General features: G+C 68.6%; 27 protein-coding genes. 4 read left to right on the top strand and 23 right to left on the bottom strand.

Translation table 11 applies throughout. From position 1 onward, the window contains the following. Positions 1–87 precede the first annotated feature (87 nt). From ToN1_RS10990 to ToN1_RS10970, 5 genes are all read right to left on the bottom strand, one after another. Positions 88–447 (bottom strand): RidA family protein, encoded by a 360-nt coding sequence (locus ToN1_RS10990; RefSeq protein ID WP_169207324.1) that lies wholly within the window; start codon positions 445–447, stop codon positions 88–90. Positions 448–464: 17 nt separating this feature from the next. Beyond that, a complete protein-coding gene (locus ToN1_RS10985) occupies positions 465–884 on the bottom strand; it encodes a YqaA family protein (protein WP_169207325.1) in 420 nt (139 codons plus the stop codon). Positions 885–918: 34 nt separating this feature from the next. Next, positions 919–1,767 carry an FHA domain-containing protein gene (locus tag ToN1_RS10980; protein WP_169207326.1) on the bottom strand — a complete coding sequence of 283 codons (849 nt, stop codon included), beginning with the start codon at positions 1,765–1,767 and terminating at the stop codon, positions 919–921. A gap of 124 nt (positions 1,768–1,891) precedes the next feature. Then, the gene (gene ttcA / locus ToN1_RS10975; RefSeq protein WP_211162188.1) at positions 1,892–2,749 is read right to left on the bottom strand and encodes a tRNA 2-thiocytidine(32) synthetase TtcA; all 858 of its coding nucleotides are present in this window, start codon (positions 2,747–2,749) and stop codon (positions 1,892–1,894) included. A 166-nt stretch (positions 2,750–2,915) separates the two neighbouring features. Further along, positions 2,916–3,662: a pteridine reductase gene (locus ToN1_RS10970; RefSeq protein WP_169207328.1), complete on the bottom strand. Its 747-nt coding sequence runs from the start codon at positions 3,660–3,662 to the stop codon at positions 2,916–2,918. A 106-nt stretch (positions 3,663–3,768) separates the two neighbouring features. Between ToN1_RS10970 and ToN1_RS10965 the strand changes: the two genes are divergently transcribed. Next, on the top strand, positions 3,769–4,929 hold the full coding sequence (locus tag ToN1_RS10965) for a class I SAM-dependent methyltransferase (protein ID WP_169207329.1): 1,161 nt from the start codon (positions 3,769–3,771) through the stop codon (positions 4,927–4,929). A gap of 105 nt (positions 4,930–5,034) precedes the next feature. Here ToN1_RS10965 and ToN1_RS10960 read toward each other — a convergent pair whose 3' ends face one another. Both ToN1_RS10960 and ToN1_RS10955 read right to left on the bottom strand, forming a co-directional pair. Then, positions 5,035–5,244 (bottom strand): hypothetical protein, encoded by a 210-nt coding sequence (locus tag ToN1_RS10960; protein WP_169207330.1) that lies wholly within the window; start codon positions 5,242–5,244, stop codon positions 5,035–5,037. Between the two features lie 219 nt (positions 5,245–5,463). Beyond that, positions 5,464–6,270: an alpha/beta hydrolase gene (locus ToN1_RS10955; RefSeq protein ID WP_169207331.1), complete on the bottom strand. Its 807-nt coding sequence runs from the start codon at positions 6,268–6,270 to the stop codon at positions 5,464–5,466. 145 nt (positions 6,271–6,415) lie between these two features. On the opposite strand from ToN1_RS10955, the gene ToN1_RS10950 reads away from it, so the two are divergent. Then, entirely contained in the window at positions 6,416–6,610 is a 195-nt protein-coding gene (locus tag ToN1_RS10950; RefSeq protein ID WP_169207332.1) for a DUF2905 domain-containing protein, read from the top strand. Positions 6,611–6,649: 39 nt separating this feature from the next. Here the strand turns inward: ToN1_RS10950 and ToN1_RS10945 are convergent, their stop codons facing one another. From ToN1_RS10945 to ToN1_RS10930, 4 genes are read right to left on the bottom strand one after another with little or no spacing between them, the layout of a single operon-like run. Then, on the bottom strand, positions 6,650–7,879 hold the full coding sequence (locus ToN1_RS10945) for a multifunctional CCA addition/repair protein (protein WP_169207338.1): 1,230 nt from the start codon (positions 7,877–7,879) through the stop codon (positions 6,650–6,652). Beyond that, positions 7,879–8,535 (bottom strand): glutathione S-transferase family protein, encoded by a 657-nt coding sequence (locus tag ToN1_RS10940; protein WP_169207333.1) that lies wholly within the window; start codon positions 8,533–8,535, stop codon positions 7,879–7,881. The genes ToN1_RS10945 and ToN1_RS10940 overlap by 1 nt, the downstream gene beginning before the upstream one ends. Positions 8,536–8,575: 40 nt before the next feature. Continuing rightward, the gene (locus tag ToN1_RS10935) at positions 8,576–9,544 is read right to left on the bottom strand and encodes a complex I NDUFA9 subunit family protein (protein WP_169207334.1); all 969 of its coding nucleotides are present in this window, start codon (positions 9,542–9,544) and stop codon (positions 8,576–8,578) included. A gap of 33 nt (positions 9,545–9,577) precedes the next feature. Beyond that, on the bottom strand, positions 9,578–11,509 hold the full coding sequence (locus ToN1_RS10930; protein WP_210148092.1) for a lytic transglycosylase domain-containing protein: 1,932 nt from the start codon (positions 11,507–11,509) through the stop codon (positions 9,578–9,580). 45 nt (positions 11,510–11,554) lie between these two features. Between ToN1_RS10930 and ToN1_RS10925 the strand changes: the two genes are divergently transcribed. Then, positions 11,555–12,157 carry a 5-formyltetrahydrofolate cyclo-ligase gene (locus tag ToN1_RS10925; protein WP_169208847.1) on the top strand — a complete coding sequence of 201 codons (603 nt, stop codon included), beginning with the start codon at positions 11,555–11,557 and terminating at the stop codon, positions 12,155–12,157. Here ToN1_RS10925 and ilvA read toward each other — a convergent pair. The 11 genes from ilvA to thiL all read right to left on the bottom strand — a co-directional run bounded on the left by ilvA (position 12,136) and on the right by thiL (position 21,336). Beyond that, on the bottom strand, positions 12,136–13,656 hold the full coding sequence (ilvA, locus tag ToN1_RS10920) for a threonine ammonia-lyase, biosynthetic (RefSeq protein ID WP_169208837.1): 1,521 nt from the start codon (positions 13,654–13,656) through the stop codon (positions 12,136–12,138). The two genes, ToN1_RS10925 and ilvA, sit on opposite strands and share 22 nt — an antisense overlap. A gap of 87 nt (positions 13,657–13,743) precedes the next feature. Continuing rightward, positions 13,744–14,685 (bottom strand): HPr(Ser) kinase/phosphatase, encoded by a 942-nt coding sequence (hprK, locus tag ToN1_RS10915; RefSeq protein WP_169208838.1) that lies wholly within the window; start codon positions 14,683–14,685, stop codon positions 13,744–13,746. Beyond that, the gene (gene ptsN, locus ToN1_RS10910; protein ID WP_169208839.1) at positions 14,654–15,139 is read right to left on the bottom strand and encodes a PTS IIA-like nitrogen regulatory protein PtsN; all 486 of its coding nucleotides are present in this window, start codon (positions 15,137–15,139) and stop codon (positions 14,654–14,656) included. The genes hprK and ptsN overlap by 32 nt, the downstream gene beginning before the upstream one ends. Positions 15,140–15,275: 136 nt before the next feature. Then, positions 15,276–15,602, bottom strand: coding sequence for a ribosome hibernation-promoting factor, HPF/YfiA family (gene hpf, locus ToN1_RS10905; protein WP_169208840.1), 327 nt, complete (start codon positions 15,600–15,602; stop codon positions 15,276–15,278). A gap of 29 nt (positions 15,603–15,631) precedes the next feature. Next, the gene (locus tag ToN1_RS10900) at positions 15,632–17,077 is read right to left on the bottom strand and encodes an RNA polymerase factor sigma-54 (RefSeq protein WP_169208841.1); all 1,446 of its coding nucleotides are present in this window, start codon (positions 17,075–17,077) and stop codon (positions 15,632–15,634) included. Positions 17,078–17,095: 18 nt separating this feature from the next. Beyond that, the gene (gene lptB, locus ToN1_RS10895; protein WP_169208842.1) at positions 17,096–17,818 is read right to left on the bottom strand and encodes an LPS export ABC transporter ATP-binding protein; all 723 of its coding nucleotides are present in this window, start codon (positions 17,816–17,818) and stop codon (positions 17,096–17,098) included. Further along, positions 17,805–18,254 carry a recombination regulator RecX gene (gene recX, locus ToN1_RS10890; protein WP_169208843.1) on the bottom strand — a complete coding sequence of 150 codons (450 nt, stop codon included), beginning with the start codon at positions 18,252–18,254 and terminating at the stop codon, positions 17,805–17,807. Before recX ends, lptB begins: the two co-directional genes overlap by 14 nt. Before the next feature lie 17 nt (positions 18,255–18,271). Beyond that, positions 18,272–19,306 carry a recombinase RecA gene (recA, locus tag ToN1_RS10885; RefSeq protein ID WP_169208844.1) on the bottom strand — a complete coding sequence of 345 codons (1,035 nt, stop codon included), beginning with the start codon at positions 19,304–19,306 and terminating at the stop codon, positions 18,272–18,274. An 85-nt stretch (positions 19,307–19,391) separates the two neighbouring features. Beyond that, positions 19,392–19,871 (bottom strand): nicotinamide-nucleotide amidohydrolase family protein, encoded by a 480-nt coding sequence (locus ToN1_RS10880; protein WP_169208845.1) that lies wholly within the window; start codon positions 19,869–19,871, stop codon positions 19,392–19,394. A gap of 4 nt (positions 19,872–19,875) precedes the next feature. Then, entirely contained in the window at positions 19,876–20,355 is a 480-nt protein-coding gene (locus ToN1_RS10875; RefSeq protein WP_210148091.1) for a phosphatidylglycerophosphatase A family protein, read from the bottom strand. Positions 20,356–20,376: 21 nt separating this feature from the next. Next, positions 20,377–21,336 carry a thiamine-phosphate kinase gene (thiL, locus tag ToN1_RS10870; protein ID WP_169208216.1) on the bottom strand — a complete coding sequence of 320 codons (960 nt, stop codon included), beginning with the start codon at positions 21,334–21,336 and terminating at the stop codon, positions 20,377–20,379. A gap of 104 nt (positions 21,337–21,440) precedes the next feature. Between thiL and ToN1_RS10865 the strand changes: the two genes are divergently transcribed. Next, a complete protein-coding gene (locus ToN1_RS10865) occupies positions 21,441–23,429 on the top strand; it encodes a flagellar assembly protein A (protein WP_244861027.1) in 1,989 nt (662 codons plus the stop codon). Between the two features lie 16 nt (positions 23,430–23,445). On the opposite strand, the gene ToN1_RS10860 is transcribed toward ToN1_RS10865, so the two are convergent. Then, positions 23,446–24,375, bottom strand: a complete 930-nt coding sequence (locus ToN1_RS10860; RefSeq protein WP_169208217.1) for a branched-chain amino acid ABC transporter permease — start codon at positions 24,373–24,375, stop codon at positions 23,446–23,448. Positions 24,376–24,418: the final 43 nt, after the last annotated feature.

Raw genomic sequence — 24,418 nt, 5'->3', positions numbered from 1 at the left:
TACGCGCGCTTCAAACCCTTGGACCGTGTAGGGTCTTGATTTTCCGGCGGGTTTGTCCTTCTTTCGGACAGCTCCGCACGTGAAAGTTCAGTCCTGCTGCGCACTTGCGGCAACCACGGCAATCTCGACGCGCCAGCCCGGGCGCGCGAGGCCGGCGACCTGCACGCAGGCACGCGAGGGCGCGGTGCCGGCCGGCAGCCAGGCGTCCCACACGGTGTTCATCGCGTCGTAGTCGGCCATGTCGGTGAGGTAGATCGTTGCGGAGAGCAGGCGCTCGCGGCTGCTTCCGGCGCGGGCCAGGAGAGTGTCGAGGCTGGCGAGGATCTCGCGCGTCTGCGTTGTGGCGTCGGCGTTCTCGCTGGCGGGAACCTCGACGATCCAGGCGGTGCCGTTGTGGATGACGATGTCGGAATAGCGGGCGGTGGTGCCCAGGCGCTGGATGTTCATGAGGAGTGACAGAGTGGTCAGGTGACGGAAAAGGCGATGAGGGCGTAGCGTAGCAGCTTGCCGAGTCCCATCCACAGCAGGCAGGGCAGCCAGGGCAGGCGCAGCCAGCCGGCGGCCGCGCACAGGGCGTCGCCCACGACGGGTGCCCACGAGAGCAGCAGCACTGGCGCGCCATGATGGCGCACCCAGTCGAGGCGGGTGGTGTCGGCACGTTGCGGCAGCAGGCGTGCGAGGCCCCAGGTGCTCATGCCGCCCAGGGTGTTGCCGAGCGTCGCGAGCGACAGGGCCGCCACGAGCTGCTCCGGGCGCAGGCTCAGCACGCCGGCGAGCACCAGTTCCGAGCCGCCGGGCAGCAGCGTCGCGGACAGGAAGCTCGACAGGAAAAGTGCGGCCAGCCCGGCGTCGGGGCCGGGGTCGAGCAGCGACAGGAAGCTCATCGACACCGCGAGGCCGGCATTGCCCCCAGGTGCGTCATACGATATCGACGAACACCAATTCGCGCTCGACCTCGTTGGCCGAGAAGCCGCAGCCGATGCGCCCGCTGCCGGCGAGCACCAGCTCGGCTCCCTTGATGCAGCTCTCCTTGCCGCTGTCGTCGGCGAGGAAGGTGCCGTTGGTGCTCTGGTCGATCAGCACGAAGCCGTCGCGCCGACGCTCGATGCGCGCATGCTGGCGCGAGGCGCGCGGGTCGGAGATCACGATGTCGTTGCCGAGTTCGCGTCCGAGCAGCACGACCGGGCGCGCATGGTCCACGAACAGGGTGTCCTGCCCGTGGCGCACGCGCACGCGCGGCTCGACCGGCTTGTCGGCCGGAGTCGAGGCGGCGGCCGGTTGGCGCGCGACCGCGAAGGCGGTCCAGCCAAGCCCGGCAAGCGCGGGGTTGCGGGACGCCGAAGCGGCGACGAATTGCCGTCCGGTCGCCGACAGTTGCGTGACGACCGCCTCGCTCGCGAGGGCGTGCCCCGGTTTGGCGACTTCCGCCAGGCGCGTGGCGCCGAGCTCCGCGTCGTCCGCACCGGTCCCGCAGTGCAGTCCGACGCAGATCGTCATGCGCAGGCCGCGCAGCGGCGGCAGGCTCTGCACGCGGTCGAACATCTCGCAGATGGCGAGCACCGCCGCGTCGCCACGCCGAAAGCTGGCACACGCGCGAGCGTCGGCGCGGCGCTCCACCGTGCCGCCGTGGGCTTCGATGGCGAGATCGATGCGGTGCATGCAGCGCTCCAGCGCGCGCCGCGCTTCGGCCGGCTCGAGGGCCTCGGCGATACGGTCCGCGCCGGGTATTTCGGCGACGAGGACGCAGACGTTGTTCGGCTCGGTCATGGCCGGGATTCCGTTGCTGTTGCGGGCCGGCGGGGAAGCCGCCGGGCGATGCTGAAGGAGCGGGCGCGGAGTCTGGAGATGATCGTCAATTGGTCGGTGTGACGCAAGCCGCCGGCTTGGGCGCTCAGTCCTCGTCCGTGAATTCACTCACGATGGGGATCACGCGGTTCGGCGCTGGCAGTTCCGGGCGGTCGAAGGCGATGTCGCCCTCCGCCACCGGGGTGTCGCGGGTGAGGCCGCGGAAGTCGAACAACGCATTGTCGGCGAGGTGCGAGGGCACGACCTGGCTCATCGCGGTCGCGATCGACTCGATGCGCCCGGGGAATTCGCGCGCCCAGCCCTGCAGCATGTTCTTGATCAGCTTCCTCTGCGCGTTCTCCTGCGAACCGCACAGGTTGCACGGGATGATGGGGAAGTCCATCGTGCGCGCGAAGCGCGCGATGTCGTTCTCGGTGCAGTAGGCGAGCGGGCGGATCACGACGTGCTCGCCGTTGTCGCTGACCAGCTTGGGCGGCATGGATTTCAGTTTGCCGCCGAAGAACATGTTGAGGAACAGCGTCTCGATCATGTCGTCGCGGTGGTGGCCGAGCGCGATGCGCGTGGCGCCGATCTCCTTGGCGACGCGGTAGATGATGCCGCGGCGCAGGCGCGAGCATAGCGAGCAGGTGGTCTTGCCCTCGGGGATCTTGTCCTTGACGATCGAGTAGGTGTCCTCCGTGACGATGCGGTACTCGATGCCGATCGATTCGAAGTAGGCCGGCAGCACGTCGGCGGGGAAGCCCGGCTGCTTCTGGTCGAGGTTCATCGCCACGATGCGGAAATTCACCGGGGCGCGCTCGCGCAGCGCCATCAGGCAGGACAGCAGCGTGTAGGAGTCCTTGCCGCCCGATACGCACACCAGCACGGTGTCGCCTTCGCCGATCATGTTGAAGTCGGCGATCGCCTTGCCGACGCCGCGTTCGAGCTTCTTCTTCAGGCGCAGGAAGGTGTTGGAGAAGCGGGCGTCGCCGGCAGCGGCGGGGAGGGGGGCCTCGACGGCGCGGCGCGCGTCCGAGGTCGGGAGGGCTGCCTCGGCGGCAGTGGCGGGGGCGTTCACGGCGGAAATCCTGCGAAAAAAACGAGCGGAATTATACCTTTCGGCGCAGTGCTCAGAGGTGCGCGCTGCGCCCGCCATCGACCGCGAGGATCTGGCCGGTGACGTAGGGCGCGTCGAATATCAGGAAGCGCACGCTGCGGGCAATGTCGGTGGGGCTGCCGGTGCGGCCCAGCAGCGTGTGGCGCACGATCTCGTCCTGCTCGGCGGGCGCGATCTGGCCGTCCTCGGGCCAGTCGATGGCGCCTGGCGACACGCCGTTCACGCGTACCTCGGGAGCGAGCTCGACCGCGAGCGCCCTGGTCAGGCCCAGCAGTCCGGCCTTGGCGGCGCAGTACAGCGGGTAGTGGCGCAGGGGACGCTCGGCGTGGATATCGACGATGTTCACGATCGTCCCATGCGCTGCGCGTAGCGCCGGCGCGAGGGCCTGCGACAGGAATAGTGGCCCCTTCAGGTTCGAGCCGATCAGGTCGCCCCAGGCGCGGGCGTCTATCGTGCCGAGCGGGGTCGGGAAGAAGCTCGAGGCGTTGTTCACCAGCGCGTCGAGGCGGCCGTGGCGCGCCAGCAGGGCGTCCGCGAGGGCCTCGGGGGCGCCGTCCTCCTTCAGGTCGGCGCGCGCGGTCGAGGCCGAGCCGGGGCGCTCGCGGTTGAGCGCGTCGGCCAGCGCATCCGCGTCGCCGGCCGAACTGCGGTAGTGCAGCACGACGTGAGCGCCCGCGGCGTGCAGCGTGCGCGCAATTTCGGCACCGACGCGCCGCGCGGCGCCGGTGACGAGGATGACGGGAGTGTCCTGCATGTCCATCGTTGGGGTGTTCCGTGTTTCATTCTTGTAGGTACGATCGTCCGTGGCGGGCGGACCCGGCCGTGCGGCGGCAGTTAGAATACGCGTTTTCCGTCGTACTTCGCCCATGTCCCTGCCCGAACCTTCCGCCGACGCGCTCGAACAGAGTGCGCGCCTGCTCCGCACGATCACCGCCGCCATCGCCGAGGCCGGCGGCTGGATCCCGTTCTCGCGTTACATGGAGCTCGCGCTGTATGCGCCGGGCCTGGGGTATTACAGCGGCGGCGCGCGAAAGTTCGGCCCCGGCGGCGACTTCATCACCTCGCCGGAGCTCACGCCGCTGTTCGGTCAGGCGCTCGCGGCGCAGGTCGAGCAGGTGATGCGCGCGTCTTCCCCGCACGTGATCGAGGTCGGCGCCGGCACCGGCCTGCTCGCCGCCGACCTGCTGCTGGAACTCGAGCGTCGCGGCTGCGCACCGGAGAGCTACGGCATCCTGGAAGTCTCGGGCGAACTGCGGGAGCGCCAGTTCGACACGCTGGCGGCGAAGGCGCCGCATCTGGCCGCGCGCGTGCAGTGGCTGGATACGCTGCCCGAGCGTTTCGCCGGCGCCGTGGTCGCGAACGAGGTGCTCGACGTGATGCCGGTGCATGTGGTCGCCACGCGCGGCGACGCGCTGTACGAACGCGGCGTGGCGGTCGACGGGGAGGGCGTGCTGCGTTGGGCGGATTCGCCCGCCACCGGCGCGGTCGCCGAAGCCGCCGCGGCGCTCGATCTGCCGCGCTCGGAGAGCGCCGAGTACGTCACCGAACTCAACCTCGCCGGGCGCGCGTGGATCGGCGAATGGGCGGGACGGCTGGAACGCGGCGCGCTGCTGCTGATCGACTACGGCTATCCGCGTGCCGAGTACTACCTGCCCTCGCGCTCGAGCGGCACGCTGCTGTGCTATTACCGCCACAACGCGCATCCCGACCCCTTCCTGTGGCCGGGGCTGAACGACATCACCGCCTTCGTCGATTTCACCGGGGTCGCGGAAGCTGCGTTCGACGCCGGGCTGGACGTGCTGGGCTACACCAACCAGGCGGCCTTCCTGTTCAACTGCGGGGTGCTGGAATGCCTCGCGCGGCGCGCGCCGGAGGAGAGCGCGGACTACATCCGCGCGGCGCGCGCCGTGCAGCGCCTGACGACGCCGCAGGAGATGGGGGAGCTGTTCAAGGTGCTCGCCGTGGGGCGCGGCATCGCCGAACCGCTGCTGGGGTTCATGCGCGGCGATCGCCTGCACGCGCTCTAGCACGGCAAGACGCAGCGCCCGCGCCGGCCGGCGCGGCGATCAACTGCTCCTCTGCGCGTGCGGAACCGCGCTGCGGCGCGGGCTCGCGCGCAACAACCGAGCCGTTCATTCCTGGTAGCGGTATACCGCTTCGAGGAAATGCTCGACGTCGATCGGCGGCACCGGCGCTTCGTGTGCGGCGTGCTCGACTTCCTGCAGCCGTGCCGCGACTTCCGGCTGCGGCGGCAGCCAGTTCGCGTTGAGGACCTCGTCGCCGTACTCTTCCGTCGGCTCCTCGATGGCCTTGCCCGTCGTCATGTCCATGATCGTCACCATGTTGGCCTCCGCTGCGTGCTCGGGTGATCCGGCTACCTGGGTGAACTATCGGCAGCCGCGTCCGATTCCTGAATCCCTTGCTCCGTATCTGCGGACTCACGCTCTGTTTTCAACTCCGGCACGGGGCGGAATCATGCTCCGCGGCGGGGCTGCGGCAGGTGCCTCCTCGCACCCACAGTTCCATCATGAATGGGAATGATGACGATTTCCAGCGTGTGATTAAACAATCTGTGTCGGAAGCCACGCGGCAATGTGGTCGGCCACCGGGCGCCAGTCGCGCTCCAGCATCACGCCGTGTCCCAGGCCGGGAAAGATGTGCGCGGGTTCGCCGTACATCGCCGCGGTCATCGACACCTGCGCGGGCGGGATGAGGTGGTCGTGCTCCGCGCCCAGGATCAGCATCGGCGGGCGGTGCATGCGTGCCGGCTGCGGGAGGTTGAATAGGGTCATGTCCCAGATCGCGCGATGCGATTCGGGCTGGCACAGGCGGTAGTAGCGCATCAGCGCGGCGTCGTCGACCGGCTGGTGGAAGAGCGCCTCGCGCAGGCTCTCCGGCGCGGGATGCCCGCCATTGAGCATGCTGTTGAGGTCGTGGATCAGGTTGGGCTTGTTGAACATCAGCCCGATCGCCGAGCCCATGAGCCCCTGCGGCGGCACCGAGCACAGCAGCACCGCGGCTGGCACGCCCGCGCGCTCGAGGTACTTCTGCACCACCATTCCGCCCATCGAGTGGCCGATCAGCACAGGCGCCGCGGGCAGGCGCGAGACGACTTCCGCGACGTCGCGCACGTAGTCGTCGATCGACAGCGTGTCGAGCGCGGCGTGCCGCCGGCTGCCGCCGTGCCCCGACAGCGACACCGCGTAGCAGGTGTAGCCGGCGTCGGCGAAGTAGGGCAGGAAGTGCTCGGCCCAGCACCATGCGCCGGTGTAGGCGCCGTGGATGAAGAGCAGGGGCGTGGAGAACGCCGGCTTGCCCGAGGGGCTGCAGGCGAGGACTTCGAGGTCGCCGAAACGGTTGGCGTTCATGCGCGCAGCTCCACAGCAGCGGGAGTTGCGGTGGGCGAGATCGGGGGCGTGGTGTCGGTCATTCTTTCTTCTTGTCCTGGGCGGGCATGTTGCGGCGGCGCGGCCGTGCGGGGTCTAATGTCTGATTGTTTTTACGGAGCAGTGCGTGTTGAAGTGGCTCGTCGTGATCGTGCTGATGGTACTGGTTCTCGGCCTGTTCCGCCCGGGGCTGGCCCGACTGCGCTTTGGTCACCTGCCCGGCGATCTGCATTTTCGCGTCTTCGGGCGCGCCTTTCATCTGCCCTTTACCAGCACGATCCTGCTCTCGCTGGTCGCCTGGGCGGTCTTGCGCGCATTGTGACCACGGCCGGCGGCGATGGGTTCGTTGCACCGCACGAACTCAGTGCGCATCGGTGGCCGTCCGGCCGCCCTGCGCCTTGACCGCGGCGACGCGCGCCGCGTGCACGCGCTGCGGGATCTGCGACTTGTCCTCGCAGGCCCGCGCGATCGCCCCCGCATCCACGCCCTGGATCGCCGCGAGCGCGCTGCGCCAGCGCTCCGCGCGGACGTAGGGCGCGTCGCGGCCGGGACGGCCGTGGTAGTCGCAGGCCGCCGCTTCCAGCAGCAGCGCGAAGCGTTCGGGCCGACGCAGGGCGTCGACCGTTTCCAGCACCTTCACGACGGTCTCCGGTCGCAGCTTCTCCACCTGGTGAAGGATGCCGTGCTCGCGCGCGAAGATCACCGCCAGGTCGCGGCAGTCGACCGGCGCGCGCAGGCGCTCCGACACCGCACGCGCGCGGGTGGCGCTCTTCGCCTCGTGGCCGTAGTGGTGCGGCAGGATGTCGGCGGGCGTGTCGCCCTTGCCGAGGTCGTGCATCAGGCAGGCCCAGCGCACGGGCAGCGGCTGCTGCGTCTTCGCGGCGTGGTCGAGCACCAGCAGCACATGCTCGCCGGTGTCGACCTCGGGGTGGTGTTCCACCGGTTGGGGCACGCCGAACAGGCGCTCGACCTCGGGCAGGATACGCGCCAGCGCGCCGCACTCGCGCAGCACGCGCAGCATGCGCGAGGGCTTGTCCTCCATCAGCCCGCGCGCGAGCTCCTGCCACACCCGTTCGGGCACGAGGTGGTCGACCTCGCCGTCGGCGACCATCGCGCGCATCAGCGCCAGCGTTTCCGGCGCCACCGTGAAATCGCCGAAGCGCGCGGCGAAGCGCGCGACGCGCAGGATGCGCACCGGGTCCTCGGCAAAGGCCGGGCTCACGTGGCGGAACACGCGCGCGGCGAGGTCGGCCTGGCCCCCGTAGGGGTCGATCAGCGTGCCGTCCTCGTCCGCGGCGATGGCGTTGATCGTCAGGTCGCGCCGCAGCAGATCGTCTTCCAGCGTCACGTCGGGCGCGGCATGCACCACGAAGCCGGTGTAGCCGCGCCCCCTCTTGCGCTCGGTGCGCGCGAGGGCATATTCCTCGTTGGTCCGCGGATGCAGGAAGACGGGGAAGTCCTTGCCAACCGGGCGGAAGCCGCGCGTGAGCATTTCCTCAGGCGTCGCACCGACCACCACCCAGTCGCGATCCTGCACCGGCAGGCCGAGCAGGCGGTCGCGCACGGCGCCGCCGACGACGTAGCAGCGCATCAACCGTACAGGTCCTCGGCGGGGATGGATTCGGTCTCTGTGCGCGCCGCCGCCTCCCATTCCTTCATCGCCGGATGCGCGAGCATCGCCGCGAGATACTCGCCGGCGGCACCGGCCGGCTGCACGCCGTAGGTCTTGAAGCGGAAGCACACCGGGGCATACATCGCGTCGGCGATCGAGAAGGCGCCGAAGAGATACGGTCCGCCCGGGTTTGCCTTCGTCCCGAAGCGCGCGCGGCAGTCGTTCCAGATCGCCTCGATGCGTGCGATGTTGGCGTCGACGCCGGGCGTGCGGCCCTTGCCGGCGTAGTCCTTGCGGATGTTCATCGGCATGTTCTCGCGCAGATCCTGGAAGCTCGAGTGCATTTCCGCGCTGATCGCGCGCGCCACTGCGCGTGCCGCGGGATCGGCCGGCCACAGCGAGGGAGACTTCTCCGCCAGGTATTCGCACACCGCCAGCGAATCCCATACCGCGAGGCCGTGGTCGATCAGGCAGGGCACCTTGCCCGAGGGCGAGTGCTGCAGGATGCGCTCGCGGCTGCCCTCCATGAACAGCGGAATGCGGATCTCCTCGAAGGACTGGCCGCAGGCGCGTGCCGCCATCCAGGGACGCAGGGACCAGGACGAATAGTTCTTGTTGCCGATGATCAGTTTCATGCGCTCGTCTCCGTGGGGGTGTCGGGGTGCAGCAGAAGGCTCAGCCGTGGCGCGGACGGCGCGCACGGCTGCGCATCGGGTAGTAGCGGGCGCGCAGATGCCCCTCGCCGATCCAGGTCGGCGCGAGCCCCTCGAGCCCGGCGGGCTGCAGGCCGAAGGGCAGGGGGGCGCCGCCGGCGACGTTGTCGACGCGCATCGAGCGCACGTTGTCGCGGCTCATCAGCGGTTGCGGCGCGAACTCCATCAGCCGCGCCTGCAGCAGCGCGAGGCCCTCGGGCAGCGCGATCACCGGGCGCGGACGGCCGGAGAGCTCGCTGACGTATTCGACCAGCTCGCGCAGCGTGTACACCTTTGGCCCCGCCACTTCGTAAGTCTGGCTGCGCGCCGAGGGTTCGGTGAGACTGCGCCACACGACCTCGGCGACGTCATCGACATGCACCGGCTGGAAGCGCGCATGCGCGCCCGCGAGCGGCAGCACGGGAAAGAGTCGCGCGAGGCGCACGAACATGTTGAGGAAGTTGTCCTCGCGGCCGAAGATCACCGACGGGCGCAGAATCGTCCATGCGGGGGCATCTCCGGCTGCGCGTATCGCCTCCTCTCCGGCGGCCTTGGAGCGCTGGTATTCGGACGGACCGTCGGCCGCCGCGCCGAGCGCGCTGATGTGCACGAGACGCGCGACACCGGCCGCCTGGCAGGCTGCGACGATCTTGCGCGGCAGCTCGACGTGGGCCCGTGCAAAGTCGGGACCATAGGGCTTGCCCGGCCGCGAGTGCAGGATGCCGACGAGGTTCACGACGGCGTCCGCGCCGGCGAACAGCTGCGACAAGCTCGCCGGGTCATGGACGTCGGCCTGTACCACCTCGACCGTCGGAATCGGCAGCAGTGCGCCCGCATGGGTATAGCGCCGCGTGGGCACCTGCACGGCCACGCCTTCGCGCGACAGGCGGTTTGCAATGGCGCGACCCACAAACCCGGTGCCGCCGACGAGTACGACGCGTTCCAGTTTCATGTTGCTGCCTCCTTGTGCGGGGCCGACGAGTCCCTAGGGCTCCGCCGCCAGCCGCGGCGAGATCGTGCCGAGGCGTGTCTTCAGCGACTGCGGCTTCGCCTCCAGCATGGCGGCATAGATCACCGCGTTCGCCATCACCTTCTTTACGTAGTCACGTGTTTCGTCGAAGGGGATCGTCTCCGCATAGATCGCGCCTTCGAGCGGACGTTCGTCACGCCATTTGCGTGCGCGTCCCGGTCCGGCATTGTAGCCGGCGGACGCAAGCACCGGATGTTCGTCGAGATCTTCGAGGATCAGGCGCATGTAGCTTGTTCCCAGCAGCACGTTGGTGTCGGGGTTGGTCAGCATGCCGGGGTGGTAGCCGGTGAGGCCGATCTTGCGGGCGACCCACTTGCCCGTCGCCGGCATCACCTGCATCAGGCCCTGGGCGCCCGCGCCCGAGCGTGCCGGCGCGATGAAGCGGCTTTCCTGACGCATCAGGCCATATACCCAGGCCATGTCCAGTCCCTGCTGGCGCACCTGCGGCTCGATGAGTTGGCGATATGGCGTGAGGAAGCGCAGGTCATAGTTCGCCTGCGGGTCGGTGCGCTCGGCGGTATTGATTGCGCGGTCGTAGATCTCGTTGCGCAGCGCAAGCCGCGCCGCGGCGACCAGGAAGGCCTCGTCACGGCCGCGTAGCGACCAGTTCCATTCGCGCATGCCCTCGGTACGCATCTCCAGCCGGTACAGCGCGAGGGCGCGGCGCAGGCCGGGATCGGCCTCGGCGCGTGCCACGTCCTCGGCCGTGACGTTACCGTTGCGCACGGGCGCGGCAAAGAGGCTGCCGAGCTCCTCACCGGCGAGGATGCCATAAAAGCTGGGCTGTCCGGCGATGCGCTGGTACAGCGCCGCCGCGTCGGCCGGCCGGTTCTGCGCGGCCAGTGCGCGTCCGAGCCAGTAGGTCCATTCCGGCTGCGTCTGCTCGGTCGCGGCGAGCCCCTCGATCGCCGCCTGCACGCCGCGCCAGTCCTCGACGCGCAGCTCGGCGCGCACGCGCCAGGCGCGCTGCTCGGCGCTCATCGGCACCTTGCCGGCGGCGCGGAACCAGCGCACCGCCCCCGGCGAGCCCTGCAAGGAGCCGTGGTGGCCGAGCGTCGCGTGGATGTAGGCGCGCTCGTCGGCGCCCAGTCGCTCCTCGATGCGCGCGAAGCGCGCGTAGGCGGACGACACGTCCTCGCGCGCGACACGCGCCAGCGCCGCCAGTGCCAGCTCGCGTCCCGCGCGCGACGCGGTGAAGTTCACCGGCAGGCGGTCCAGCCAGGCGGCCGGGCTTTTCATCATGCGGTCAAAGTCGGCGAGTGGAGGCGCGTCTGCGCCCGGCATCCACGATAGCGTGGCGCGTGCGTTCGACGGGCTGCGGCTGTCGACCTGCCGTCGCACGCGCCACCAGAGCTCGTCGCTGCCGATGTGCCCGGCCAGCGCCAGCGTTCGGAACACCGGCTCGCAGGCGTTATGGTTGTCCGCGAGCTCCAACCAGCGTGCGCGCACCTCGTCCAGCACGCTCAGGTCGCCCGACTCCAGACGCGCGTTGCGCTGCAGGCAGCGCAGTTCGGCATCCGGTTCGCGCAGGTCCGCGTAGACCCGCAGGAAGCCGCTCCAGTCCAGTTCGCGCGCCATGCGCCGCAGCCAGTCGGCGCGCAGCCGCTCGGCGAGCAGGCTGTCGGGTTCGCGCAGCAGGAATTCGTTCAGTTCCTCGACGGGCGGGGGCTCGGGGCGGGCCAGGATGTTGGTGAGGCGCCAGTAGCGTACGTAGAGATCGAGCACGTGCGGCTCGCGCTCGGCCGCGAGGCGTTCCAGCGTTGCACGGTCGCCGGTGCGCAGCGCCTCGCGCGCCGCCAGAATGCGATCGTCGCCGTCCTGCCCGTGGGCGCCCTGCGTCAGGCCCGCCAGCACGAAGGCCAGCGCCGCCCACAAACCCTTTGCCATCCCTTACCATCCCCTTTCGATCAGTCCGACCATACCACAGTGAATATTGCTCCTGCCGCCTCCGCCTCCGATCCGGCCGAACAGCGCCGCGCCCTGCGTGCCCGCACCATCGCTGCGCGACAGGCGCTCACCGCGACGCATCGCGCGGCGCTGATGCGCCATCTCGAAACCCACCTCGGCGAACTCGTCGCTCGCCAGGCCCCGACCTCGCTGGGCTTCTGCTGGCCCTACCGTGGCGAGCCGGATCTGCGCGTCTGGGTCACGCACTGGCTGGCGGCGGACAGCGCGCGCGTCGCGCTGCTGCCCGTGGTGCCGCACCAGGCCGGCCCGATGGAGTTTCGTCGCTGGACTCCCGGCATGGAGATGCCACTCGACCGCCACGGCATCCCGCATCCGGCCGAAGGCGAGCCGGTCGTTCCCGACATGATTCTCGTCCCGTGCAATGCCTTCGACGCCGCAGGCTACCGCGTCGGCTACGGTGGTGGCTATTTCGACCGCACCCTGGCAGTCATGGATCCGGTCGCGGTGGGGCTGGGTTTCGAATTTGCGCGGGTGGACGACGTGTGGCCGCAGTCGCACGACCGCCCGATGGACTGGATCGTCACCGAGGCGGGCGCGTTTCCCGCTCAGCCGAGGAACATGCGGTAGGCGGGGTTGGCCGACTCGTCCGCGTATTCGTAACCGAGTCGGTCGAGAAAGTCCTGGAAGGCGCCCTTGTCCTCGGGCGGCACCTGCATGCCGACCAGCACGCGGCCGAAGTCTGAGCCGTGGTTGCGGTAGTGGAACAGGCTGATGTTCCAGTCCGAATGCAGGCTGGTGAGGAAGTTCATCAGCGCGCCGGGGCGCTCGGGAAATTCGAAGCGGTAGATCAGCTCGTTGCTCACATGCGGCGCGTGTCCGCCCACCATGTAGCGGATGTGGCTCTTCGCCATCTCGTCGTCGGTGAGGTCCACCGCCGGTAGTTCGTGGCGTTCCAGCATCTCGACCACGCGCGTGGCCTCGGCGCGGTTATGCACCGCCACGCCGACGAAGATGTGCGCGCGCTGCGGATCGGCGTAGCGGTAGTTGAACTCGGTGATGTGGCGGTTGCCGACCAGGCTGCAGAATTTGCGGAAGGAACCCGGCCGCTCCGGGATCGTTACCGCGAACACCGCCTCGCGCTGCTCGCCGACCTCGGCGCGCTCGGCGACGAAGCGCAGGCGGTCGAAGTTCATGTTCGCGCCGGATGCCACCGCGACGAGATTCTTGCCGTGCAGGTTGTGGCGCTTTGCGTATTCCTTCGCTCCGGCCACGGCGAGCGCGCCCGATGGCTCGAGGATGGAGCGCGTGTCCTCGAACACGTCCTTGAGCGCGGCGCAGATCGCGTCGTTGTCGACCAGGACCATCTCGTCGACGTACTGCTGGCACAGGCGGAAGGTTTCCTCGCCGACCTGCTTCACCGCCGTGCCGTCGGCGAACAGCCCGACCTGGTCGAGCACGACACGCCGGCCTTCGGCGAGCGAGCGCGTCATTGCATCGGCGTCCACGGTCTCGACGCCGATGATTTTCGTTTCCGGGCGCAGGCGCTTGATATAAGCCGCCACGCCGGCGATCAGGCCGCCGCCGCCGACGGCGCAGAACACTGCGTGGATCGGGTCCGGGTGCGCGCGCAGGATCTCCATGCCGATCGTGCCCTGGCCGGCGATTACGTCCGGGTCGTCGTAGGGATGGACGAAGGTCAGTTTCTCGGTCTTCTCGAGCTCGACCGCGTGGGCATAGGCGTCGGAATAGGAGTCGCCGGCCAGCACCACCTCGCCGCCGCGCGCCTTGACCGCCTCGACCTTGATCAGCGGCGTCGAGGTCGGCATCACGATCACCGCGCGCACGCCCATGCGCTGTGCCGAAAGTGCGACACCCTGCGCGTGGTTGCCTGCCGAGGCGCAGATCACGCCGCGCTTGAGGGCCTGCGGCGACAGGTGCGCCATCTTGTTGTACGCGCCGCGCAGCTTGAAGCTGAACACCGGTTGCATGTCCTCACGCTTCAGGAAGACGCGGTTGTGCACGCGCTCCGAGAGATTCGTGGCGAGGTCCAGCGGCGTTTCCTCGGCCACGTCGTAGACGCGGGCATTGAGGATCTTTTCCAGGTAATCCGGTGTTGCGGCAGTCATCGGGGAGGCCTTCGCGGGGCGGCGCAAAGACCTTGAGCGTATCAGCCGATGCGGCACTGCGGCAAGAGTCTTGCCGGCCGTTCCCGCTTAGAGGGTTTCCCCGTCGGCGTCGAGCAGGCGTTGCTGACGGTCGATGAATTCCTGCGTTGAATCGATCCCGCGCAGTTGCAGGATGGTCGAGCGCACAGCGGCCTCGAGCAGCACCGCGATGTTGCGCCCCGCGGCGACGGGCAGCGTCGTGCGGATCACCTGTACACCGAGGATGTCCTGTGTCTCGCGTTGCACCGGCAGGCGCGAGGGATCGGACTGGCCCGGCAGGCGGCGCTCGAGGTGCACGATCAGGCGCAGGCGCATCTTTCGCCGGCAGGCGGTCTCGCCGAAAATCGTGCGAATGTTGAGGATGCCCAGGCCGCGCACCTCGATGAAGTCCTTGAGCATCTCCGGGCACCGCCCCTCGAGCACCGTTGGCGCGATGCGCGAGAATTCGACGATGTCATCGGCGACCAGCCCGTGGCCGCGCGAGATGAGTTCCAGGGCCAGCTCGGACTTGCCGGCGCCGGAGCTGCCGGTGATGAACACGCCCACGCCCAGCACGTCCATGAACACGCCGTGCAGCGAGACCTTCTCGGCGAGCTCGCGCGACATGTACAGGCGCAACTGGTCGATCACGCTCGCCGACGGTTGTGGCGTCGTGATCAGGGCGACCTCTGCGTGCTCGCAGATGCCGTTCAGGATGTCGGGGATCCTGCAGCCGTCGGCGACGATGATCGCCGGCGGGCGTGCACCGATGATTTCGGTGAGGTGGTGGGCGACCTTTTCGCGCGAATGCCGCTGCGCCCACGAGAGCTCGGCCGCGCCGAGGATCTGGATGCGCGTCGGATGGATCAGGTTCAGGTGGCCGACGAGGTCGGCCGGCCAGATACGCTCTTCGTTGACCGAGATGACCCGGTCCAGCCGGCCGCTGACGTGCGTCAGCTCCAGCCGTTCGCGGTGCAGGTCATACAGCCGCGCGACGCTGGTCTGCCGCATGCGGACCCCAGGAGGCAAACAGCGTATGGATCGTCGCGACGTCGGGCGCGTTCTGCAGTTGTTCGCGGAAGTCGCGGTCGCTGAACATCTGCGCAAGCTCGGACAGCAGCTGCAGGTGGGTTTCGTTGGCCTGCTCGGGCACGAGCAACACGAACAGCATCGTCACGGGGCGGCCGTCGGGAGCGTCGAACTGCACTGGGGCCGAGAGGCGCAGGAAGGCGCCGGCGGCTTCCTTCAGGCCCTTGATGCGGCCGTGGGGAATGGCGATGCCCTGACCCAGGCCGGTCGAGCCGAGGCGTTCGCGTGAGAACAGGCTGTCGAAGACGACGCTGCGGGCAATGCCCTGATGGTTCTCGAACAGGAGACCGGCTTGTTCGAAAACACGCTTCTTGCTGCTGGCGTCCAGATCGATGACGACGTTCGAGGGGGGCAGGAGTTCGGCGATGAGGCTCATGCGGATCACCACCTGCACGACACGGGCCGTGCCGCTGCCGATCGGATGCGGGAGGAGGCTCGGGGTGTGCGGCAGGCGCGGGTTGAAAACGCGCGAATTATAAACACACCCCGGTCCCTCGGCGTGAATTAAAGGATCACAGCTCGGTCGGTTGCTGGTGCTTCAGCGTGTCGTGGCCGTGGTCGTTGTTCTTGGCCTTGTACTTGAGAACCTGGCGGTCGAGCTTGTCGGCCATGCTGTCGATGGCTGCATACAGGTCGGCGTCCTCGCTCTCGACGTAGATGTCCTTGCCGCGCACGTGCAGCGTCACTTCCGCCTTCTGGCGCAGCTTCTCCACCGACAGGATCACGCTGACGCTGGTCACGTTGTCGAAATGGCGGATGACGCGATCGAGCTTCGTATTGACGTACTCGCGGATCGCGGGGGTGACTTCGACGTGATGTCCGGTGATGGTGAGATTCATGATGTTTCCTCGTATTGTCAGATCGTTTTTCAGATCGCTTTGCGCAGGCTGACCGGCGGAATATTGAGTGACTCGCGGTATTTCGCGATCGTTCTGCGCGCCACCACGATACCCTGCTGGCCCAACAACTCGGCAATTTTCGCGTCGGACAGGGGCTTTTTCCTGTCTTCGGCCTCCACCAGCTGGCGAATCAGCGCTCGAATCGCCGTGGAAGAGGCCGCCCCACCGGTGTCGGTGGCAACGTGACTGCCGAAAAAATACTTCAGTTCGAACACGCCGCGCGGTGTGGCCATGAATTTCTGCGTCGTGACCCGCGAAACAGTCGATTCGTGCAGTTCGAGCTGGTCCGCGATCTCCCTCAACGTCAGGGGTCGCATCGCCACATCACCATAATCGAAGAACTGTCGCTGCTGGTCAACGATCGCCTGCGAAACCCGCAGGATGGTGTCGAAACGCTGTTGCACGTTCTTGATTAGCCAGCGTGCTTCCTGCAGCTGGCTGGTCAGCGCGCCGCCCGATCCGCGGTTCTGTTGCAGGATGCTGGCGTACAGTGAGTTGATGCGCAGCTTGGGCATCGCCTCGGGGTTGAGCGTGACGGCCCAGCGGTTGCGGATCTTGCGCACGACGACATCCGGCAGGATGTAGCGCGTCTCCTGCACCGAGTGCTGCGAGCCCGGATGCGGATCGAGCCTGCAGATCAGCGCGTGCGCGGCGCGCAGTGCGTCGTCGTCGCAGCCGGTGGCGCGCTTGATGCGCAGAAAGTTGCGTTCAGCGAGCAGGTCGAGGTGCTCGTCGACGATCTTCAGCGCGAGGTCACGCGTCGGGTCCGACGGCATTGCGCGGAGTTGCAGGCTGAGGCATTCCTGCGGGTTGCGCGCGCCGATGCCGGCCGGGTCGAGGTTCTGCACGTGGCGCAACGCGATCGAGAGGTCGTCGAGGTCGTATTCGAGTTCCGGCGGCAGCAGCGGCAGCAGCTCCTCGAGCGACTGGTTGAGGTAGCCGTCCTCGTCGAGCGCCTCGATGATGAAGCGCACCAGCGCGCGGTCGCGATCCGACAGCGGCGACAGGCTCACCTGCTGGTCGAGGTGATCGCGCAGGCTGGTGCCGGCAGCCTGCAGTTCCTGGAAGTCGGTGTCGTCGTCATCGTCGCGGTTCGACGAACCACTGCTCGCGCTCGACCATTCGCCGGCTTCGTCGAAACTCGCCGGTTCGGCCTCGCCATGCCCCTCCTCGCCGGGCGTCGGGGTGTCGGCCTGGCTGCCGGAGTCGGGCGCTTCGCCGGAGGGCTGCGCGGCACCCGGGGCGAAGTCGCTGCCGTCGCCGTCCTCGCGCTCGAGCATGGGGTTCTCGAGGAGGAAGCGTTCCAGCTCCTGGTTGAGCTCCAGCGTCGACAGCTGCAGCAGCTTGATCGACTGCTGCAGCTGCGGCGTCAGCGTGAGGTGCTGGGAGATCTTGAGCTGGAGGGACGGTTTCATGGGGCTACGCGGGCAGGATCAGAGGCGGAAATGCTCGCCGAGATAGACGCGGCGAACCTGTTCGTTGGCGACGATCTCGTCGGGTCGCCCGCTCGCGAGCACGCGGCCCTCGCTGATGATGTAGGCGCGGTTGCAGATGCCGAGCGTCTCGCGCACGTTGTGGTCGGTGATGAGCACGCCGATGCCGCGGTCACGCAGGAAGCGGATGATCTTCTGGATGTCGAGCACCGCGATCGGGTCGACGCCCGCGAAGGGTTCGTCGAGCAGGATCAGGCGCGGGTCGGTCGCCAGCGCGCGCGCAATCTCGCAGCGCCGCCGCTCGCCGCCCGACAGCGACACCGCGGTGTTGTCGCGCAGATGGGCGATGCCCAACTCCTCGAGCAGTTCCTCGAGGCGTTCGTCGACGCGCTCGCTGTTCAGCCCCTGCAGTTCCAGCACCGCCCGGATGTTCTCGGCGACGGTGAGCTTGCGGAACACGCTCATCTCCTGCGGCAGGTAGGACAGGCCGAGGCGCGCGCGCGCGTGCACGGGCAGGTGCGTGAGCTCGGCGTCGTCGAGGCGGATGTCGCCGCCGTCGGCACGTACGAGGCCCACGATCATGTAGAAGCAGGTGGTCTTGCCGGCACCGTTGGGGCCCAGCAGGCCGACGACTTCGCCGCTGCCGACCTCGAAGCCGACATCGTGGACGACGGTGCGCGCCTTGTAGCGTTTCTGCAGTCCGGCGACCTTAAGCAGACTCATCAGGGTTCTCTTTCAATATCTTGCGGATCACGTCGGTGCCGAAGCCGCGACCTTGCAGGAACCTCGCCTGGCGGGCCCACTCGCGCGCGTCGGCCGGCGTGGTGCCGAACTTGCCGCGCCAGATGGCGCGTGCGCGGTCGACGTCGTCCTCGACGCCCTCGGCCTCGAGCGCCGCGTCTATCGTGTCGCGCTCGACCCCGCGCAGTGCGAGCTCGCGCCGCAGGCGTGCCGTGCCGAAGCGGGTGGCCTTGCCGCGCACCCAGGCTTCGGCGAAGCGGTGGTCGCTGAGCAGGCCCAGTTCGGTGATGCGGTCGAGCACGTCGTCGATCTCTTCGGCGGAGCCGTGCGGGGCGAGCTTGCGGACCAATTCGGCGCGCGAGTGTTCGCGACGCGCGAGGTGCCGCAATGCGCGTTCCCGCAGGCTCGTCTCCGCCATGATCCGGGCAAGGGGCTTCAGGCCGCCTCGGCAGCCGGCTGCGCGGGCTCGGCCGGCAGTTCCTTGAGGCCGACCGCGACGCGCACCTTGTTCTCGATCTCGCGTGCGAGCGCCGCGTTCGCACGCAGGAACTCGCGTGTGTTGTCCTTGCCCTGGCCGATCTTGTCGCCCTGGTAGGAATACCAGGCGCCTGCCTTGTCGACGATCTTGTTCTCGACGCCGAGGTCGATGATCTCGCCTTCGCGAGAGATGCCCTCGCCGTAGAGGATGTCGAAGTGCGCTTCCTTGAACGGGGGGGCGACCTTGTTCTTGACGACCTTGCAGCGCGTCTCGGAGCCGACGACCTCGTCGCCCTTCTTGATCGCGCCGGTGCGGCGGATGTCGAGGCGCACGGAGGCGTAGAACTTCAGCGCATTGCCGCCGGTGGTGGTCTCGGGGTTGCCGAACATCACGCCGATCTTCATGCGGATCTGGTTGATGAAGATCACCAGCGTGTTGGTGCGCTTGATGTTGGCGGTGAGCTTGCGCAGTGCCTGGCTCATCAGGCGGGCCTGCAGGCCGGGCAGCTGGTCGCCCATCTCGCCTTCGATTTCGGCCTTGGGCGTGAGCGCGGCGACCGAGTCGATGACGACGATGTCGACGCCGCCCGAACGCACCAGCATGTCCGCGATCTCGAGCGCCTGCTCGCCAGTGTCCGGTTGCGAGATCAGCAGATCGGTGATGTTCACGCCGAGCTTCTCGGCGTAGCCGACGTCGAGGGCGTGCTCGGCGTCGATGAAGGCGGCGGTGCCGCCGAGCTTCTGCATCTCGGCGATGACCTGCAGCGTCAGCGTGGTCTTGCCGGACGATTCGGGACCGTAGATCTCGACGACGCGGCCGCGCGGCAGTCCGCCGAGGCCGAGCGCGATGTCGAGTCCGAGCGAGCCGGTCGAGACGGTCTGGATGTCCTTTTCGACGTTGCCGTCGCCCATCCGCATGATCGAACCCTTGCCGAACTGCTTCTCGATCTGCGAGAGCGCGGCGGCGAGGGCCTTGGCCTTGTTGTCGTCCATGTCCTGTCCTTTCAAAACGTTGGGGGATTATGGCACAGAGATTGCTGGCGTGTTGCAGGTCGCCTGTGCAGCGATCCAAAAATGATTATGTCATGAGTCCGGCGAGCGCGCGGATGACCGCCTGGCGCCGGATTCCGGTGCGATCGCCGTCGAAGTGGACGGTTTCGCTGCGCAACTCGCCGTCGCGTTCGCCCCACGCGAAACACACCATCCCGACCGGCTTGGCGGCGGTTCCGCCGCCGGGGCCGGCGACGCCGGAAACCGCGAGGGCAAAGCGTGCGCGGCTGTGCACGAGGGTGCCGGCGACCATTTCGCGCACGGTCTCTTCGCTGACCGCGCCGTGGCGCGCGAGCGTCGCGGCGGCGACGCCGAGGAGTTCCTGCTTGGCCTCGTTAGAATAGGTCACGAAGCCGCGGTCGAACCAGCCGGAACTGCCGGCGGTGGCGGTGACCGTCTCGGCCACCCAGCCGCCGGTGCAGGATTCGGCGCAGGCAAGGGTCGCGCCGCGCGCGGCGAGCCAGTCGCCGACGCGGCGTGACAGGGCGTGCAGTTCGTCGTCGCTCATCGGGTCACCCCAGGAAGTGCTTCAGTACGGCGAGCGCAAGGATCGCGTAGCCGGCGGCGATGAGATCGTCGAGCATCACGCCGAAGCCGCCGCCGACGTGGCTGTCGGCCCAGCGGATGGGTTGCGGCTTGACGATGTCGAAGAAGCGGAACAGCACGAAGGCCGCCGCCTGCCACGCGAGCCCGGGTGGAGCGAAGAACAGCACCAGCCAGAACGCGACGATCTCGTCCCACACGATCGCGCCGTGGTCCGCTGCGCCGAGCGCGCGGCCGGTGCGGTCGGCGGCGATCACGCCGGCGACGAAGAAGCTCGTGAGCAGCGCCAGGAAGACGAACTCGGAGATCGGCGCGCGCAGCAGCGGGTAGAGCAGCCATGCGGCGAGCGTGCCGGCCGTGCCGGGCGCGCGCGGCGAGAGGCCGGAGCCGAAACCGAGCGAGATGAAGTGGGCGGGGTGGCTCAGGAGCAGGCGGACGGTGGGGCGCATGGTCGGCGTGGGCGGGCGGGGTCAGGCGAAATGGTCGTAGCCGGCATGGGCCGTGGTGTGCTCGTGGCCGTCGGCTTCGCGCAGCAGCAGTTCGCCGGCGTTCGCGGTGGTCGTGCCGATGCGCGTCAGCGCCAGTCCGTGCCCGGCAGCGAGTGCGGCAAGGTGCTCGCGCTGCGACGGCGGCGCGGTGAACAGGAGCTCGTAGTCGTCACCGCCGGACAGCAGGCAGCGTCGCGCGAGGGCCTCGTCGGCCCCGCAGGCACGCAGGGGGGGCAAAGGCAGTGCGGCGAGCTCGATGCGTGCGCCGCAGCCGGAGCATTCGAGGATGTGGCCGAGGTCGCCGAGGAGTCCGTCGGAGACGTCGAGCATCGCGCTGGCGATGCCGCGCAGCGCCAGCGCGAATCCGACGCGCGGCTGTGGGCGGTGCAGGGCAGCGAGGCAGATGCGTGCCGCGTCGGGTGCGAGCGCCACTTCGCCGCTCAGGTGCGCGAGGCCGAGCGCCGCATGGCCCGGTGTGCCGGTGATCCACAGGTCGTCGCCGGTTCGTGCGCCGGCGCGCGTGATCGCGGCGCCCGCCGGCACTTCGCCGAAGATGGTCACGCACAGGTTCAGCGGGCCGCGCGTCGTGTCGCCGCCCGCGAGATCGACGCCGAACGCGTCGGCGCAGGCGAAGAAGCCGCGCGCGAAGGCCGCGATCCACGCTTCGTCGGCCGCCGGCAGCGATAGCGCGAGCACGGCCCAGCGCGGTTCGGCGCCCATCGCGGCGAGGTCGGAAACATTGACCGCGAGCGTCTTCCAGCCCAGCGCCTCGGGCTCTGCATCGGGGAAGAAATGCGTGCCGGCGACCAGCATGTCGGTCGATACGGCGAGCTGCATGCCCGCGCGTGGCGCGAGCAGGGCCGCGTCGTCACCGACCGACAGCGTCGTGTGCTGGGCGGGGCGGGTGAAGTGGCGGCGGATGAGGTCGAACTCGGAGGGCATGGGGGCGTGGCGCGGTTGATCGCGCGCAAGCTTACCGCAGTCGTGGCGGCTGCGCCCAACGGCGCCAGAACGCGGAGCGCCCATGCTCGGCGCGGACGGGTAAGATGAAAACAAATATTTCAGCTGGGGACGGGATGGTCGCGATGGGCGCCGATTCGCTGCGGGAAGGGGATGAGGCTTTGCCGGACTTCGTCGTCCGCGACGAGGGCGGACTGTGCGTGGATTTGTCGCGGCTGGGCGGTTCGGCGGAATTCCGGGCGTGGGTCGATAAGACATTCATCCACGGCATCTGTTTCAGGGGGCTCGATTACCCTGCCTTCCAGCATCTGGCCTTCGAATGCGAGTCGGGGCGCGCGGATGATGAAGCCCGGGGCTGCGAAGCCGCCGGGCGGCAGCCGCGTGTGCGTTTCGCCACGGGCATGAGCCACATCCTGCCGGTGCGCGTCCCGCTGTATCGCGGGCTCAAGATTTCCGGCGCGCGCGCCGAGTATCTGTTCGAGCCGGTGAGCATCGACTGCACGGTTCCGCGCACCACCGAGGGTGGAGGGGCGGGCGGGCAGGAGTTCGAGACGGTGACGCAGAAGACCCGGCTCGATTTCGACGAGTTCGTCGCGCTGGCGTGGCTCAAGGGACTGCGCTGCGGCATCGACGAGGCGGTCGTGCGGGATGCGATCGAGAGCGAGCGGATGGGCAGGAGCGTCATCGCACACGCGGTGCCGCCCGGTACCGGCCGCGACGCGGGGGTCGAGGAACTGTCGAGTGGCCTGCATCGCGATGACGCCCCGGGACTGCTGCCCGACGGGCGCGTCGATCTCGCACGTTTCCGCAACCGCTTCCCGCAGATCCGTGCGGGCGAGAAGCTGTTGCGCAAGCTGCCGCTGGTGCTCGGCGAGCCGGGCCGCGAACTCGACGGACGTGCGGTGGCGCCCGCGCTGCCGAAGGACATCGACTTCGCCGCGCTGTCCGGTACGGGGACCCGTGTCGAAAGCGGTGCGGAGGGCGACTATCTCGTCGCAACGATCGATGGCTTCCTCGACATCGACGAAGCTTCGAGCAAGGTTTCGGTCACCGACAAGATCGTCAACCGTGCCGGCGTGAGCCTGCGCACGACGGGTGACCTCGTGCTGATGGGCGACGATTACGAGGAGCATGGCGAGATCCTGGAAGGCCGGGTGGTCGAAGGGCTCAACGTCACGAGCTTCGCGGATGTGTTCGGCAGGATCGTGTCGCGCGGGGGCGCGGTCGCGCTGAAGAAGAACCTGAGCGGCGGGGCGATCGTGAATCCGGGCGGACAGGTCGCCGTCGAGGGCCGGGCGAGCGGGGCGACGATCCTGGCACCGGATGGCGAAGTGACGCTGCAGTGCGCCGAGAACAGCCTGATCGTGGGACGCCGCGTCGTTGTGCGGGAACGGGCTGTCGGTTGCGACATCCTCGCCGACGAACTGGACATCGCCCTCGTGGAGGCATCCGTGCTGGCGGGCCGCAGGGTCGCAGTTGCGCAGGTGCGTCCGCACGGGCCGGCCGAGACCGTCGTGTCCGTGCTGCTGCCGCCCGAGGACACGCAGGGCGAGCTGATCAGGGCGGCGCGCGCGCAGCTCGACGAGTTGCAGGCCGCGGACGATCAGGCCAGGCAGGTCATCGAGACCTTGCGCGGACGTCCGGGAGTGGGCAATTACCTGACCGTTGCCGCCAAGGTGCATCGCCACGAGATCACCTTGAGCGCCGAGCAGCAGGCTGCCTTCCAAAAATTGCGCGACAGCGTGGCGCCAGTGCTCAAGGCGATGACACAGGTGTCCGAGCAGGGCAAGGCGCGTGCGGCGCATCGCGAGAAACTACTGGCGGCGATTGCCGGGGTGGAGGCGGCGCGGCAGGCGGCGGCCGCATCGATCCGCTGCAGCGTTGCGGACATCGGGGGCGAGCTGATCGTGCACGCACGACATCTGGCGGCCGATGCGAAGCTGCCGCAGGGGCTGGCACCGGGTGAGCTGAGGGCCTTCCTGCGGGCGACGCCGGACGGGAGTCGTCCGCTGTTCGCCGGCAGCGGCGGCGCCTTCGACTGGAGTCCGGCCGGCAGTTCGGGCGAGAAGGGTTGAACGCCCGGCGCCGGTGTCAGGGGCGGATGCCCGAGCGCTTGATAAGCAGCGCGACTTCGCCGACGACGCCGCGACGGAAGGCGAGCACGCACACGACGAAGATCACGCCGGTCAGCACGGTGACCCACTGCCCCAGTTCCGCGCCGTAGTTCTGCAGGCTGACGACGATGGTCGCGCCGACGATGGGGCCGAACACCGTGCCTACGCCGCCCAGCAGCGTCATCAGCACGACTTCGCCGGACATGTGCCAGTGCACATCGGTGAGTGAGGCGAGCTGGAACACCAGCGTCTTGGTCGCGCCGGCGAGGCCCGCGAGCGCCGCCGAGAGCACGAAGGCAAGCAGCTTGTAGCGGTCGACGTCGTAACCGAGCGAGATCGCGCGCGCCTCGTTTTCGCGGATCGCTTTCAGGACCTGGCCGAAGGGCGAGTCGATCGCGCGGTCGATGACCCAGAATCCGAACAGGAACACGGCGAGAACGAAAAAATACATGTTCATCGTGTCGCCGAGGTCGATGAGGCCGAACAGGCGGCCGCGCGGGATGCCCTGCATGCCGTCCTCGCCGCCGGTGAAGGGGAACTGCAGCGCAAGGAAATACACGAGCTGCGCGAGCGCCAGCGTGATCATCGCGAAGTAGATGCCGGCACGGCGGATCGCGAGGCTGCCGAAGATGAAGCCCAGCACGGCAGCGCCGGCGCTGCCGGCAAGCAGGCCCAGCTCCGGCGACAGGCCGAGGCCTTGCATCGCATAGCCGCAGATGTAGCCCGCGGAGCCGAGGAAAGCCGCGTGGCCGAAGGACAGCAGGCCCGTGTAGCCGAGCAGCAGATTGAAGGCGCAGGCGAACAGGGCGAAACACAGGATCTTCATCACCAGCACGGGGTAGACGACGAAGGGTGCGACCAGCCCGAGCAGGAGCAGGACTATCCAGCCGATGTGTTTGCCATTCATGGTCCGATTCCCGGTGTGGAGGCGCCGCACGGCGCTGGGGGCG

It is taken from the genome of Aromatoleum petrolei (assembly GCF_017894385.1).
In the GTDB taxonomy this organism is placed as follows: domain Bacteria; phylum Pseudomonadota; class Gammaproteobacteria; order Burkholderiales; family Rhodocyclaceae; genus Aromatoleum; species Aromatoleum petrolei.
Note: the sequence above shows the minus strand (reverse complement) of the source record. Positions and strands in the feature narration are given on the sequence as shown.